The 14813-nt window shown below is 46.5% G+C and carries 12 protein-coding genes; 5 read left to right on the forward strand and 7 right to left on the reverse strand.

The genetic code is table 11. The features are described 5' to 3' along the window. Window positions 1–142: 142 nt before the first annotated feature. On the reverse strand, window positions 143–2242 hold the full coding sequence (speA, locus tag RIG66_RS19000; protein ID WP_446380322.1) for a biosynthetic arginine decarboxylase: 2100 nt from the start codon (window positions 2240–2242) through the stop codon (window positions 143–145). A 190-nt stretch (window positions 2243–2432) separates the two neighbouring features. On the opposite strand from speA, the gene RIG66_RS19005 reads away from it, so the two are divergent. Then, window positions 2433–3140 (forward strand): hypothetical protein, encoded by a 708-nt coding sequence (locus RIG66_RS19005; RefSeq protein ID WP_446380323.1) that lies wholly within the window; start codon window positions 2433–2435, stop codon window positions 3138–3140. A gap of 24 nt (window positions 3141–3164) precedes the next feature. Here the strand turns inward: RIG66_RS19005 and RIG66_RS19010 are convergent, their stop codons facing one another. From RIG66_RS19010 to sppA, 3 genes are all read right to left on the reverse strand, one after another. Then, the gene (locus RIG66_RS19010) at window positions 3165–4448 is read right to left on the reverse strand and encodes an RNA-guided endonuclease InsQ/TnpB family protein (RefSeq protein ID WP_446380324.1); all 1284 of its coding nucleotides are present in this window, start codon (window positions 4446–4448) and stop codon (window positions 3165–3167) included. Between the two features lie 302 nt (window positions 4449–4750). Next, on the reverse strand, window positions 4751–5146 hold the full coding sequence (gene aroH / locus RIG66_RS19015; protein ID WP_446380325.1) for a chorismate mutase: 396 nt from the start codon (window positions 5144–5146) through the stop codon (window positions 4751–4753). Between the two features lie 243 nt (window positions 5147–5389). Further along, window positions 5390–6214, reverse strand: a complete 825-nt coding sequence (gene sppA, locus RIG66_RS19020) for a signal peptide peptidase SppA (RefSeq protein WP_446380326.1) — start codon at window positions 6212–6214, stop codon at window positions 5390–5392. Window positions 6215–6510: 296 nt separating this feature from the next. Between sppA and RIG66_RS19025 the strand changes: the two genes are divergently transcribed. After that, window positions 6511–7611 carry a DMT family transporter gene (locus RIG66_RS19025; RefSeq protein WP_446380327.1) on the forward strand — a complete coding sequence of 367 codons (1101 nt, stop codon included), beginning with the start codon at window positions 6511–6513 and terminating at the stop codon, window positions 7609–7611. Between the two features lie 170 nt (window positions 7612–7781). Beyond that, complete coding sequence (locus RIG66_RS19030; protein WP_446380328.1) at window positions 7782–9101, forward strand: peptidoglycan-binding protein; 1320 nt, start codon at window positions 7782–7784, stop codon at window positions 9099–9101. A 40-nt stretch (window positions 9102–9141) separates the two neighbouring features. Here the strand turns inward: RIG66_RS19030 and RIG66_RS19035 are convergent, their stop codons facing one another. Then, a complete protein-coding gene (locus tag RIG66_RS19035; RefSeq protein ID WP_446380346.1) occupies window positions 9142–10521 on the reverse strand; it encodes an RNA-guided endonuclease InsQ/TnpB family protein in 1380 nt (459 codons plus the stop codon). Window positions 10522–10776: 255 nt separating this feature from the next. Between RIG66_RS19035 and RIG66_RS19040 the strand changes: the two genes are divergently transcribed. Further along, window positions 10777–12009 (forward strand): DUF1501 domain-containing protein, encoded by a 1233-nt coding sequence (locus tag RIG66_RS19040; protein ID WP_446380329.1) that lies wholly within the window; start codon window positions 10777–10779, stop codon window positions 12007–12009. Between the two features lie 216 nt (window positions 12010–12225). On the opposite strand, the gene petL is transcribed toward RIG66_RS19040, so the two are convergent. Further along, a complete protein-coding gene (petL, locus tag RIG66_RS19045; RefSeq protein WP_044207473.1) occupies window positions 12226–12327 on the reverse strand; it encodes a cytochrome b6-f complex subunit PetL in 102 nt (33 codons plus the stop codon). Between the two features lie 88 nt (window positions 12328–12415). Between petL and aroB the strand changes: the two genes are divergently transcribed. Then, a complete protein-coding gene (aroB, locus tag RIG66_RS19050) occupies window positions 12416–13510 on the forward strand; it encodes a 3-dehydroquinate synthase (protein ID WP_446380330.1) in 1095 nt (364 codons plus the stop codon). A 72-nt stretch (window positions 13511–13582) separates the two neighbouring features. Here aroB and RIG66_RS19055 read toward each other — a convergent pair whose 3' ends face one another. Beyond that, window positions 13583–14149, reverse strand: coding sequence for a hypothetical protein (locus RIG66_RS19055; protein ID WP_446380331.1), 567 nt, complete (start codon window positions 14147–14149; stop codon window positions 13583–13585). Window positions 14150–14813: the final 664 nt, after the last annotated feature.

Consider the following 14813-nt stretch of genomic DNA (forward strand, 5'->3'; position numbering starts at 1 on the left):
TAACCGAACCAACTCCTGTACAAAGAAAGGCTTTAGATTTATTGGGCGTCAGCCTGATTTGTACCCAGTGACGCCAAAAGCCAAATCGCCCTAAGCCAAGATACGCATACGGTGTAGCGATTTGTCAAAGGGGAACTTCAGGCTAAGAAGACAGATAAGTATAACTACTCAGACTTTTCTGGTAGTTTTGCAGCAACCGTTGGGATTCTGCCAAGGTAATGCTATTCTCTCGTAGAGCTTGTTCGGTGCGACGACGAATGCTTTCCACTAAGTCCTCAGCGTCGTACTGTACATAACTCAATACTTCTGTTATGGTATCTCCCTTAACCAGATGCTCAATTTCATAGCCTCTGGGTGCGAGTCGAATATGGACAGTATTGGTGTTGCCAAACAGGTTGTGTAAATTGCCCATAATTTCTTGGTAAGCTCCGACTAAAAATAAGCCGAGGTAATAGGGTTCTCTGGTTTGAGGATGAGAGGTTGTTCCCGATTTCTCTAGAACAGTCGATTGAGTTACCTTATCCGTAAACTCCCCGCCACTACCCTGGTTTTCCTGTACTTTCGCTTTTCTTAATGGATGCAGTTCCAGCACGGATTTAACATCCCGCAGATCGATAAATTGGTTAATTTTGCCGTCACTGTCACAGGTCAAATCGGCTAAGATACCTCGACAGGTGGGTTCCTCATTCAGCCGATGGATGGGCATAATTGGAAAGAGTTGGTTCATCGCCCAGGAATCGGGAACTGATTGAAAGACCGATAAGTTGACGTAATAAATCGACGCCATTGTTTTTTCTAAGTCTTCCAGATCGTCAGGTACATAGTCCTGAGTTCTAACAATGTTGAGAATTTTCTCACAGCACGCCCAGTACAATTGTTCGGCTCTAGCCCGTTGAGTCAGGCTGAGATAACCGAGATTGAAGAGGCTTTTGGCTTCTTCATTAAATTGAATGGCGTCGTGGTAAGCTTCTTGGTAGTTTTCGACAGTGATATTTCCGTAAGTTTCCCAGAGGTTACGGATAATCAGATGTTCGTTCTGGTGAGCAGGTGCAGGTTCTCCAGAAAGAACATCGCTGGTATTGAGGACATCAAAGATGAGTACGGATTGATGAGAGGCGATCGCGCGACCACTTTCACTAATTAATACCGGGGCGGGAATCTGGCGGGCTTCACAGGCTTCCTTCACCTCGGCAACGATATCGTTGGCATAATTCTGCATGTTGTAATTTTTCGAGGCGTGGAAGTTGGTTTTAGAGCCGTCATAGTCAATGGCTAAACCCCCCCCCACATCCAGATAGTTCATATTAGCGCCCAAGGCACGCAACTCGACATAGATTTGACTGGCTTCTCGAATCGCATCTTTAATCACGCTAATGGCAGAGGTTTGAGAGCCAATATGAAAGTGCAATAACTGTAAGGCGTTGAGCAATCCAGCATCCCGGAGTTGATTGACACAGGAAAGGATCTCCGGAAGCGTCAGACCAAACTTAGCGCGATCGCCTGTGGATTCTCCCCAACGCCCACTCCCTTTTGTACTCAGTTTGGCTCGTACACCGACTATCGGCTCAATACCGAGTTTTGCCGAAATGTCAATCACAAGCTGGACTTCTTCGAGTTGCTCAATCACAATAATCGGTTTTTGTCCCAACCGCATGGATAGCAGTGCCGTTTCGATATATTCTCGGTCTTTGTGACCATTACAGATAAGCAGAGCGCCATCAGTTTTTAAGGTGGCTAGGGCAATCATCAGTTCCGGTTTAGAACCCGCTTCTAAGCCAAACTGATAAGGGTGTCCAACCTGCACCAACTCTTCGACCAGATGTCGGTGTTGATTACACTTGACCGGATAAACCCCCTGGTAACGACCGGGGTAATTATAGCGAGCGATCGCCTTGGCAAAACAAGCATTTAAGCGCTCAATGCGATCGGCAAGGATATCGGAAAAGCGAATTAATAACGGGAGTTCCAGATTACGTCCTTTGAGCGCTTCGACTAATTCAAACAAATCCAGGGAACCGCCGCGATCGCCTTTAGGGGAAACCGTCACATGACCGACGGCGTTAATCGAAAAGTAGGGTTCTCCCCATCCCTGAATCCGATAAAGTTTCTCACTCTCCTCAATCGTCCAAGTTGGGCGTGATGATCTGCCATGAGGTAGGCGAGTGTGAGCAGGACTATCCGGGTGATGCGGTTGCTGCTTTTGCTCGCGAATGCTGAGTGTAGATGTTCGCTCTCCTGTCATACTCTTCGATCACCCTTTAAACTATGCCTTGCGATTGTTAATGCTAGCGCATCTGGAGTAATGGCATTGAGAGGATTTTTGTCATGTTGTCCAAGAAACCATGTTAAAATTCCTTCAGCATAGTGGTTTTTCTACTCTCAAGGCGCAAAGCGTCGCGTTTTCAAGTTGATCCTGACTGTAAAGGGCGTCAATGCTCAATTCATCTGACCATTCTTCCGAACAGCACAATTACCCACAGGTATTACAGCAGCTCGTTAACAGGTATCCCTTTGTCTTTTGGGGAACAATCTGGGGCTTTCTCGTCTTGATTAGCACTGTGGCAGCAGTTGGTTTACTCGATCCTGGGCGGATTGAGTCAGATAAATCTGTGCCGAAACCCTTGGTTTCAACGATTTTGGAATCAACCGCAAGACAGACACCCTTATCGAACTCTCCGATAACCTCCTCGCCAGAAAACGCTTCACCAAAAGAAGGTTTACCCCTTACTTTATTTTTGGGTCTAGCCTTTGGTTGTGCTGCCGGTTCTTGGTTAGTCACTCAGGCATTTAGGCAATCTACTCAACGTCGTCAAGTTATCAAACCGTCTAAGTCAAGTCGGCGCAAAAAACGGCGACGCCCCGTAAATCACCGTCAAGTTTCCCAATCCCCGCAATCGGCGGCGAATACAGCAGCAATCCAGACGCTGGACTCTTCCGAGACAGTTGCCTATGATCCGGAAACTGAAGTAACCGTCGTACCTGATCAAGAAAAAAATCCGTTGGATAAGGATGAGCAGAGTCTTGCCGAAATGCTGGACTTACGCAAACGTGAGTCTCTGGCGTCGATTATGCGGCGGAGTTTGTCTACAGGGCGAGACATTTCTCTGAGTCGAACATCAAGTTATTTAAATAACAAGTGACATCCTCCCACACCAAATTGAAAATTATGGTGTGGGTCCTCCCCAAATCACTTTGAGGATTTCCTGGTTATTCCCTTTCGGGGTTTCGCCACTTGGATGGTTTTGAGTTACCTCAACCCCCGGTAGATCGGCTGCACAGGCAGTTTCCTTTCCCGATAGCCCATCGGTACTAATTAACTTTATCCCTCGGTTTCTGATTACCTGAGTGCTAGCAACATCCCTGTCGGTTTTGTAACCGCAGTGAGGGCAATCATGTACCCGAACACTTAGGTCTTTTTTGACTTCACCTTTACATTCAGGACACTCCTGAGAAGTGCCTCTGGCATCAACAACAGCAAAAAACTTTCCACGCTTCCAACACACATATTGGGTAATGGTACGAAATTGACCAAACCCCGCATCAAGCATCTGCTTACCCAACATCCCTTTGGCGCTAACTCTATAGTCTAAATCTTCCATGAAAACCATGTCGCCAGCATCACAAAGAGCGTGAGCTTGCTTGAAGTGAAAGTCTTTCCTGATATTGTCAATGTAGTGGTGAAGTCGAGCAACCTTGAGCCGTTGTTTCTCGTAATTGTTTGACCGCTTCTGTTTCCTAGACAGTCTACGTTGCAGCAATTTAAGCTTGCTTTGTAGCGCCTTAAAAAACTTAGGCGGCTTGACAACAACTCCATCGCTGGTAGCCAAAAACTTCTCTAATCCCACATCTACCCCAATTGGGTGTCCATGAGGTCTTGGATTAGGGACACTGACATCACACTGAATATTGATACATGCATACCATTCATCGGCTTTCCTGGTAATTCGCACCTGTTTAACCGTAAAACCCGATGGAATAGGGCGGTGCAGGTTGATTGGAATTGTTCCCAGTTTTGGCAGCTTTACATGAAGGTTCGTTACTGGATTCTCCTTAAATTGAGGGAATAGCAACGACTTAAACTGCCCAATCTTCTTGAACCTAGGAAAGCCAAACCCGCGAGATTTAAAGTAATCCCAGGCTTTATGCAGTTGCTTTATTGCCTGCTGAAGAACTTGAGAGGGAACTTCCCTTAGCTTGGGGTATTCCTTCTTAACCTTTGGCAGGTTGTTGAGCTGCCTTAGTTCACCGGGAAATGGAGTATCTGCTGGAATGATGTACTCTTTTGCTAGAGAGCATCTATCAATCAAACATTTGCGACTATTGCACCAATCCTTTATCTCCCCCAGTGCATAGTTATAGGCACGGCGGCAAGTTTCCATCCACTCAATCAACCGTTGTTGTTGAGTGGCGTCTGGGTAGATTCGGTAGCAATAGTTAAATGTCAGCATGCCCCTATCATAAGACGTTTATTAGAGAGTTGCTTAGCTGTAAATGTTAATTTAGGTAGCATTGAGTTACCTAAATTAACGTTGGGGAGTCGTGTATCCCAACGCTGAATCTTATGTTACAGCGTGGGTCTTACGACTCCCCAAACCCCTGCCAAGATAAATTCTGGATTATCCATTATAATTTCCTTTTCTCTGTTCCCTGTTCCCTGTTCCCTGTTCCCTGTTCCCTGTTCCCTGAAAGGATGTGCTTCCTGAAGCGCTAATACGACGAAGGACATACGATAAAGGACAAATGACACCCCTTATAAGGGAGATGAACTTAATTGCGCTAAACTCCAATCGGGTCGTAAGTTTTTTGCTTGACGCAGATAAGGGTGATAAATCTCGGTTTGGCTCACTGGGGTATTAATGTGGATGAGGCATCGGATGCAGCGTTCCAGGCTTCCTTCTACATGCATTTGTTGGAGATCGAGTAATGCTACATTTTCCCAATGAGGACGTTCGCGTGCGATCGCGGCAGGAAAAATCGTATCCAAATCCCGTGTCGTTGTAAAGATTACACTGATCATTTCCTCGTGGTCGATCTGATTATGGGTTTCTATCTCATCTAAAAGTTCTGTTACAGCCTCTCGAATTGCTGCAACCGTATTTTCTGACACCGTTGTTGCCCCACGAATCGCTCGAACACGCCACTCCACTGTTGATATCCTCCTAAAAAGTTTTGAGTTTTGACCCTTCGCTTCGCTCAAGGGAATCTGGTTTGTAGGGGCGGGTTTAGGGATTTTCGTGCCAGCTATTGATGGTAACCTTTGTACAAAACCCGCCCTGACTAGGTTTTGAGCTTTGACCCTTCACAAGCTTCGAGGGCATGGTGCGTGAGTTAGCTCTTTTGTTTCCCCTGCACCCCTGCTCTCCTGCTCCCCTGTACCTGGAGCAAACCCCTAAGGTCGATAGAGCCAAAGCGGTTGACCACTGGTCGATAGTTCAAATTCTAACCAATTTATCCCTGCCGATAACCCCGAGTTCATCCGACCCGTATTGCCAGGAATCAAACGATTCAAGAGGCGCTTAGGTTCCTCAATCGTCTCACATTTTGTTTTCTCTGGGTCAAGACCCACCAGTTCGGCTGCCCAGCGACGGGCATCTTCCTCCGTTCCGAGGCGATCAACCACCCCTAAATCCAAGGCTTGCTGACCCGTAAAAATTCGACCATCAGCAAAGCTTCTCACCGTTTCCACCGCTAGGTTTCGTGCTTCAGCAACAGTTTGCACGAACTGCTGATAACTCGTATCAATCATCTCTTGCAGAATCGTCTTTTCTGGCTCAGTGAGTTCGCGGTCAAACCCCAGAATATCTTTGTAAGGACCCGATTTAACAACTTTGAAGGACACTCCAACCTTATCCAAGAGGCGTTCTAGATTATTACCGCGCAGGATAACGCCAATGCTTCCTGTAATCGTACCGGGGTTGGTCACAATATGTTCAGCTCCCATACCAACGTAAACTCCCCCAGAGGCGGAGATATTCCCAAAACTGGCAATAATTTTTACCTTCTCCCGCAGGCGCATCAAGGCGCTGTAGATTTCCTGAGAGTCACCCACGGTGCCGCCAGGACTGTCAATTCGCAACAGTAAGGCAGGAAATTTCTTTTCTTCCACGGTTTTGAGCGCGTCTAGTACCCGTTGGCGAGTATTACCAGCAATCAAACCCGTGATTTCGATGCGAGCAATTTGTTTACGCGATTTAGGCTTAAAGGGCCAGGGCATATCGTTTCAAAAATAGGGATGTAGACACGAAGCGGTGTCCCGCCACGTTAAATACGTTAGCCAGCGTGAGAACCGCTATATTACTTTACCAGTTTGCACGATCTCAGACTTTTTGTCCGAATCATGTTTTCAGCACAGACCTGTCGAATGACGAATGACGAAGGACAAAGGACAATAACCCATGACATTTTTGGCTCGTATGCTTAACATAAAGTAAAAATTTAGTACAATCTATGTAAAGAATCGTAAAAAAATATATCGGGTTGATCCCCAGCGTTGATAATAAACACGATCTTATGCAGCTCAAAATAACCAACCAATCTCCTTTTGCCCCCTTACTCTTGATTGCACCGTTTTTCCTGTGGGGGACAGCGATGGTCGCGATGAAAGGCGTCATTCCTGATACAACTCCTCTATTTATGGCAGGAGTGCGTTTAGTCCCTGCTGGAGTGCTGATCCTAATTGCAGCGTCGATGATGGGGCGTCCTCAGCCTAAAGGGTGGGCAGCTTGGTTATGGATTAGCCTGTTTGCGTTGATAGATGGTGCTTTATTTCAAGGATTTTTAGCCGAGGGCTTAGTGCGAACCGGGGCTGGCTTGGGTTCGGTGATGATTGATTCTCAGCCTTTAGCTGTAGCCTTACTGTCAGGTTGGCTGTTTGGTGAAATTATTGGTCTGTGGGGTGGCATAGGACTGGCAATTGGTATTGTGGGCATTAGTTTGATTGGGTTGCCCGATGCCTGGATTGTGAGCCTGCTCCATGGCAATATGACAACTGTGGAATTGAGTTGGCAGCATCTGTTTCAAAATGGGGAATGGCTGATGTTACTGGCGTCCCTGTCGATGGCTGTGGGAACAGTACTCATTGGCTTTATCTGTCGATATGCCGATCCGGTTGTGGCGACAGGTTGGCACATGATTTTAGGCGGATTACCCTTGTTTGCGCTGTCGGGGATGTGGGAATCTCAACAGTGGGTGAACATTGACTTAAGTGGTTGGATGGCACTGGCTTACTCAACAATATTTGGTAGTGCGATCGCCTACGGGTTATTCTTCTATTTTGCCTCTAAGGGGAATCTCACCAGTCTCAGCGCTTTGACGTTTCTGACTCCTGTGTTTGCCCTGCTATTTGGCAATCTGTTTTTAGGGGAAGTCTTGAGTTCCTTGCAATGGGTAGGCGTCAGTTTAACGTTAGTGAGTATCTATTTGATTAATCAGCGTCAGGAAATTGCTCAGGGATTAGCATCATTCCGCCAAGCCTGGACGACTGTCAATCAAACGGTTACCGCCGAACCCTTAACGACTAGCGATCGCATTATCCGCAGCTTGAAGGCGATGGGGTTAATTGCTTTACCGATCAAACTTCAGGATTCTGAAGTAGAAGGATTACCCCGCTAACCTATTTCAGCTTAAATAGCCATTGCCTCTCACATCAAAATCTTCGATTTGACATGAGAGGAATGGCATTTAATATAGGAGTACGTCACAAGTAAGGATCTGAGCTATCTTGGAGTGAGACTACAATAGGCAAACTATCATGGCAAACCCTTCAAGTTCCTAATTTCCCTATGACTTGCCATCGCTCCCCTGTGTTTCTAGCTGCCTATATGACCTGCCTGGGTGGGTTTATGGGCATTGGTTCTTTTGTGGGATTAAATCCTGCGATCGCCCATTCTTCGGTTAACCTATCCCAACCCCTAGTCCTCGCCCAATCCCCAAGTCCTAAAGGCATTGAGGAATTACCCCTGCAAGTGGGTAGTCGAGGCGAAACGGTGCAAGCCTTACAGACTCGTCTGAAAAAGCTAGGCTACTATGAGGGCGATACTGATGGCGTCTATGGAGACACTACCCGGCTTGCCGTTATTGAATTTCAAGAGTCAATCGATCTCAACGCTGATGGTGTTGTTGGTTTAACAACATGGACTAAGCTGCAAGCAGCGGCGGCGGAAGTTCCTGAACCTGATAATTCTCCGGCGGAAGTAGAAAACGCTGAGAAGGACAACCAAAATGCTGAAAAAGCTCAATCCAACAGCCAGCGCAAGCAACTCTTGTGGATACTCGCCGGTTTGTCTGGAACCTTAGTCGTATTTGGTGGAGGCTTATTCTTTTTAATCAAGGTATTGGATAGTCCCAAAAAAGGGCAAGCCTCTGCCAAAGCCGAGGATTCTCCGCCCTCTTTCCCTCCAGAGGAACCGGAACCGCCCATGGTAATGTCGAGTAGCAATGGGCTAGAATCATCACCTGTCGCATCGGTTGATACCCCATCTCCTGCTTCTGAAGTCGATAAAAATGGATACAATCCTTCAGGATTAAGCGTAACTAACTCCCACCTGACTGAATCGTCATCCCCTGTTGAACCTTCACCTAGAACCTCACTGACTAAACCCAAGAATCGGCTAGCGAAAAAAAATGGGGTAAATCAGTTAATTAAAGACTTACAAGACTCTGATCCAGCCAAACGACGCAAAGCGATTTGGGAACTGGCACAACGGGGGGATTCCAGGGCGGTACAACCGTTGGTGAATCTAATGCTAGAGTCTGATTCTCAGCAGCGCAGCTTAATTGTAGAGGCGCTATCCCAAATTGGCATGAAGACACTCAAACCGATGAATCGGGCGTTAGCGCTTTCCCTACAGGATGATAATCCCCAAGTGCGTAAAAACGCGATTCGGGATGTGACCTTGATGTATGAATTAGTGGCACAAATCAGTCAGTTATTATCCTATGCCTTAGATGATCCGGAGGCTGATGTTCAGGAAACAGCGCGTTGGGCATTGAGTCAGCTAGAACGAATTCGCACACCTGCCACAGTGAATAGTTTACCCCCTTCCCATAGTCCCCTCAGTTTTTCGGAAAATCAGCTTAAAGAACCGCCCATGTTTGATTGACATCTCCTCTCCTTAAAAGAGAGAGGATTCTGAGCTGATGTTACGCGACAGCTTGAAAGACTGTCGCTTCACATTTCTCACGATATGATCGTCTCAAGTGAGAAAACAGGTCATATCGTTTCGGCAGTGCCAAGCTGCCCTTACCCACCTTGGCTAGGTTTATTCCTAGATGTGTGGCTACTTTCCTGATTATGTTTGATGCCCCGTTGCAGTCGGCATTAATCAATTGACCGCCAGATACCCGATAAAGTCCACGTTTCACTCTCGTCCCCGATGGTGTCCACCCTACGGGTTTTTCACCGTGCTTCGGTAATGAATCACCATCCAAGAATGATGCTTGGCTTGTATAAGCTTCCTCGGTCAGGGTTAGTACAATTCCGTATTCCGTGCAAAGCTGCTTGAGACGTTCAATCAGTCTGCCTGTGGGGATGGGCATGAAGTTTTGATTACCCCGTTTGCCCATCTTGGGACTGTTTTTCTGTCCCTCGTTCCACCCAATAACCAGATTGCCGATCCCGTCAGCTAAACACCGATTGATGATGAATCGTGCCGCCTTATTAATGGCATCCCTCATCTGGTTATTCCGCTTGCGCTGCACTCGGTCTAGGTTGCCATCCCAATGAAATTCGGGCTTACCCTGTTTGTACTTAGCGACTAAGCGGCAATACCCCTGATTCATTGACTTGAGCTTGCGCCCATCAATGATCAGACTCTTCCCTTGAGTTGATACTCCGGTTAACCAATTAGTGCCGCCGTGGTCAAATCCCCACGCTTGGGAATAATCCAGACTGGGGTTGACTTTGACGGGTTCTTTTCCGTCGTCTATCACCCAATCAATCCAAAACTCACCAAGCCAAGGACGAACCGTCACTTCTTTGACCCAATCTGAATCAATGAACTCTGGCAATGGCAACTCAACCTGAGTAATTAATTCAGGTTTAGATTCTTTGCTGATGGATGGGCGAAAACATCCATCTTTGTAAGTTAAAGCCTGTTTGGGAAAAGTTACCGCCGCCAAACCACCTTTTTTTCTGTAGCCAGGTAATGATGGACGGTTAACTTCACCCTGATAATAAGCATCAACTAAACCATTGTAACTCTTGATTGACTCACCTACAGACTTCAACGTTTGCTGTGCAGATTGAGCGGCTAGTGCTTTATAATGCGGGTTAAGTTTGAGCTGCTTGTCTAGCTCAGGGTAAGTCGTGCGACACCTGTAAAGCTTCCAGCCACACCGAAATTCATCGCTTCGCCAATAAAAAGCAAGAGCGTTGGACTGCTTTTCCCTCCACTGATAATAAGTCTGCCTAGTGTGATAAATTGCACAATTAATTAAGCTGTTAGCATTCTGGCACTGGTTCACCCAATAGGCTTTCTCCTCATCAGTAAAATTAGTTTTAATTGGAATAGTTTTATACAGTTTAATCACCTCATTTATTGTTTATTATGACTAGACGTTTTAACCCTTTTGAATACTGTCAAACCTTTATTAGACAATAGTTTTAGCGTCAATCCGCCCGGACTATGGATACTATGCCAAAACCGATCGCCAAAAATCTCTATTGCCACAACCTTGACAAACTGACTCTTTTACCCTGTGATTAATGATATCCTTTGTGTGTGCAACAGCTAAACCGCCCCGACTTTCAATCCTCCCTCTCCGTCACTTATCCCCATGAACCGACGCAAATTTTTACAATACGCTAGCCTCTTGACTGCTGCTGGACTTACTCCGATTGGGTTGCATGGTTGGGCGGCTAGAGGAATGGCTTCCACGACTACCAACAAGCGACTCATTGTCATATTCCTGCGCGGTGGTATCGATGGATTAAATGTGGTGGTTCCCTTCCAAGACCCAGACTACTACGAAGCCAGACCCAGAATTGCTATTCCCCAACCCAAAGAAAAGGGAGGAGTGCTAGATTTAGATAGTCGTTTTGGCTTGCATCCTGCCTTAGCTGACCTGATGCCGTTATGGAAACAAGGCAGTTTAGCGTTTGTCCATGCTTGCGGATCACCGGATACCACTCGCTCTCATTTTGATGCTCAAACCTATATGGAAAGTGGAACTCCTGGCGATAAAACCACGTCCGATGGTTGGATGAATCGGCTGTTAGCAACTCTCCCTCAAGCAGGACCCACTCAAGCTGTTAATATCGGTTCGATGATCTCGTCTATTATGATGGGTAACAGTTCTGTGGCTAGTCTACCACCGGGAAATAAAGCCACCCGTTCTCTGTCAGTAGACCGTTCTCAACTCAATGCAGCCTTTGAACGCCTTTACCAGGGGAATGATCCGATTCATCTAGCTTATCAGGAAGGACAACAAGCGCGAGAAATTTTGCTGGCTACCCTGGCGGCTGAAATGCGGGAAGCTGACAACGGCGCACCCCCTCCAAATGGATTTGCTAAAGATACCCGGAATCTGGCGAGGTTAATGGTTGGAGATTCCCAGACTCAATTGGCATTCATGGCATTAGGTGGCTGGGATACCCATATTAATCAGGGAAGTAGTCAGGGTCAGTTTGCCAATAAACTGAAATCTTTGGCACAAGGATTAGTGACTCTAGTCCAGGAATTAGGATCAGTCTATTCCGATACTGCGATCGCAATCTTATCGGAGTTCGGTCGCACGGTAAAAGAGAATGGCAATGGCGGGACGGATCACGGACATGGTAACGTGATGTGGATGTTAGGGGGTGGGATTCGTGGTGGTAAAGTCTATGGGGAATGGTCAGGTTTGAGTGAATCGGCGTTATTTCAAGGACGAGACTTAGCCGTCACCACCGATTTTCGAGACGCGATCGCATCCATCTTAGAGCAACATATACAACTTAATGCGAATCAGGTTGCTCAGGTTTTTCCTGGCTTTACCTCTAATCATCGTTTGCAGTCAGCCTGGAAATAAATTTCCGGCTGATAGCGAAACTCAGCTAAAGCTGACTAGAGGTTTTAACCCGTTTAAACGGGAGGCGAGCTTGGGTTCCGGAACTTGAGTCAGCCTGGAAATAAATTTCCGGCTGATAGCTAAAGTCAGCTAAAGCTGACTAGACATTTTAACCCGTTTTAACGGGTTTTAGCTTTTAGCCGGAACTTTAGTTCACGGCTATACTCATCTCTCGGTTTAAATCAATTTGACCGCTTTGAGACCAAAAAACAGGGCTAGGGCGACACCCGTAGCACCACCGAGGATTAAAAAGTAGGCAACAATTCCAGATCCAGACATTTACCGTTCTCTCAAAAACGTCTTACTTTAAACCATTAAATCATTAAGTGGGATAAAATACAGCCCACAGTTGCTTGGGGCAAATCAGATGAAATCAGTGATTCGGGTTGAAGTACCACCGCAGTCTTACGATATTGCGATCGCGCCAGGAAGCTTGGATGATATCGGCGTCTGGATGAGTCGGCTGAAACTAGGGAAAAAGGTTCTCCTCGTCTCCAATCCCGCCATTTTTCGCCGCTACGGGGAACGGGCGATCGCGGCGCTGAAGTTGGTTGGCTATCAGGTGTCTCATTGTACCTTACCCGCAGGCGAACGGTACAAAACCCTCAAATCCATTCAAAAAATCCATGATGCTGCCCTCCAGAATCGCTTAGAACGGTCTTCTACAATGGTGGCATTAGGGGGAGGCGTAATTGGGGATATGACCGGGTTTGCGGCGGCTACCTGGTTACGGGGGATTAATGTAGTGCAAGTTCCCACCTCCCTGTTAGCCATGGTGGATGCCGCCATTGGCGGTAAGACAGGAGTCAACCATCCCCAAGGCAAAAACTTAATTGGTGCGTTTCACCAACCCCGCTTTGTGTTAATTGATCCGCAAGTCTTACAAACCTTACCCCCACGAGAATTACGGGCGGGAATGGCGGAGGTGATTAAATATGGCGTAATCTGGGATGCTGACTTATTTACTAAATTGGAGAGTACAAAGCGTCTCGACCAACGGCGGTATTTAGAGGATGAATTATTGTCCTTTATTTTATCCCGTTCTTGCCAAGCCAAAGCCGATGTTGTTAGTCAGGATGAGAAAGAAGCCGGATTAAGAGCTATTTTAAATTATGGTCATACAATTGGTCATGCCGTTGAAAGTTTAACCGGGTATAAAGTGGTTAATCATGGCGAAGCGGTGGCGATTGGCATGGTTGCGGCGGGTCAAATTGCTGTAGAACTTCAGATGTGGACATCCCAGGAAGCGGAACGTCAAAAGGCGTTAATTGAGAAAGCCGGATTACCGACTCAGTTACCACCAGGATTGGATATTGATGCGATTATTGATACCTTGCAAACCGATAAGAAAGTCAAAGATGGCAAAGTGCGATTTATTTTGCCTACTGAAATCGGTCATGTCACCATAACCGATCAAGTTCCAGCCGATGTCATCCGCCAAGTTCTGAAGGATAAATTATGAATTCCCTATTCCCTATTCCCTATTCCCCATTCCCTAACCAATGACGAATGACAAATGACAAATGACCAATGACTAACGACGATAAAACCCTTGTTCCCTTGCCATAGAAAGCGCCATGTAGAGAATATTCTGTCGTTCAATGGCAGGAAAGCTAATCGTATAAATCATCTCATTTTGCTGCCACATCACCGTAGAGAAAGGGTAGGAGGGATTTTGCTGAGGTCCTTCAATCAGATATCCCGCCACATTAGGCGTTAAAGTAATGCGATCGCCTAGGGTTTCATGGCGTTGGAGATCACGCCTCGCACTCGCCGACTCCTTGGGGTGTACCGAAAAGCTACCCAGTAAGCAGGAATTCGGAGCGCGATCGCAGGTAAACAGACTTACCATATAACTTGGGGGGGCTTCCGAGGGAAAAACCCGGACAATCAGTTGGTTTGGATCAATATCCAACAGATCATTCACTCGTAACTCAGTGGGTAAGCGCATGGCTAACCCCACAGGCAAATTTTTTTGGATACGTCCCATAAACGGAATAAACACGGGTGCAGGTTGGGCTGCAACCGCTACCGCCAAACTGAAAACACCGAGGAACAGTGAGACTCCCCAGAAACAACGTTGCCAAATTCGGTAGACCACTTCGACTCAATTTAAACTAGATGCTTAATTATTTTTAGTCTACAGCTTTCTACCCTTTTAACCGTTTACCGATAAGTAATAACAATAACGATGCTACCAGACCTGATATTACCCCTCATCCCTCCACCCTAGCTGTTTTTATGAAGAAAATGTAAAGCTATCCTAAAATTGGTTAAGATCGTAACACAATGCCCCTGATCAGAAGCGGTAAACGCCTCATAAGCGTGAACTTGCACGTTGCCAAAATAGGAGAAACATGGTTAACCTCTCTTCCCCGCCCCTTTCCTGGAGCGCAACCTCTTCTTTGTTGCTATGTGATAAAACGTATTACCTTGGTGCTAACGTACCAATTGAATAGGGGAAACATTGTGAATTTTATTTCCCAGCAGCACCTGCATAGCCAGGAAAGTGGAAGTCTGAATCGAAGTATAGACGTTAATTTGGGTAGCGGAAACCTTGACCAACGAGTAGGTTTAGGAACAGGCTTACCTACTTTGAGCAGACCAGGATTTGGTTGGGCTAACCTGAATAGTACACTAAAGCCCTTCTTTAAACAAGAGTTTCCTAATGTGTTTAAGCTATGCACACATTGTCCTATCTTGAAGCCAGGATAGGGTTTGCTCAACCAGACAACATCGATCACACTAGAGTCATCACATCCATG

This window comes from Coleofasciculus sp. E2-BRE-01, from assembly GCF_040221695.1.
Taxonomy (GTDB): Bacteria; Cyanobacteriota; Cyanobacteriia; order Cyanobacteriales; family Coleofasciculaceae; genus Coleofasciculus.

What these genes read in the sequence shown, in the direction of transcription:
- speA (WP_446380322.1), bottom strand. Translation starts at nt 2,242, where the DNA reads ATGACAGGAGAGCGAACATCTACACTCAGCATTCGCGAGCAAAAGCAG.
- RIG66_RS19005 (WP_446380323.1), top strand. Translation starts at nt 2,433, where the DNA reads ATGCTCAATTCATCTGACCATTCTTCCGAACAGCACAATTACCCACAG.
- RIG66_RS19010 (WP_446380324.1), bottom strand. Translation starts at nt 4,448, where the DNA reads ATGCTGACATTTAACTATTGCTACCGAATCTACCCAGACGCCACTCAA.
- sppA (WP_446380326.1), bottom strand. Translation starts at nt 6,214, where the DNA reads ATGCCCTGGCCCTTTAAGCCTAAATCGCGTAAACAAATTGCTCGCATC.
- RIG66_RS19025 (WP_446380327.1), top strand. Translation starts at nt 6,511, where the DNA reads ATGCAGCTCAAAATAACCAACCAATCTCCTTTTGCCCCCTTACTCTTG.
- RIG66_RS19030 (WP_446380328.1), top strand. Translation starts at nt 7,782, where the DNA reads ATGACTTGCCATCGCTCCCCTGTGTTTCTAGCTGCCTATATGACCTGC.
- RIG66_RS19040 (WP_446380329.1), top strand. Translation starts at nt 10,777, where the DNA reads ATGAACCGACGCAAATTTTTACAATACGCTAGCCTCTTGACTGCTGCT.
- petL (WP_044207473.1), bottom strand. Translation starts at nt 12,327, where the DNA reads ATGTCTGGATCTGGAATTGTTGCCTACTTTTTAATCCTCGGTGGTGCT.
- aroB (WP_446380330.1), top strand. Translation starts at nt 12,416, where the DNA reads ATGAAATCAGTGATTCGGGTTGAAGTACCACCGCAGTCTTACGATATT.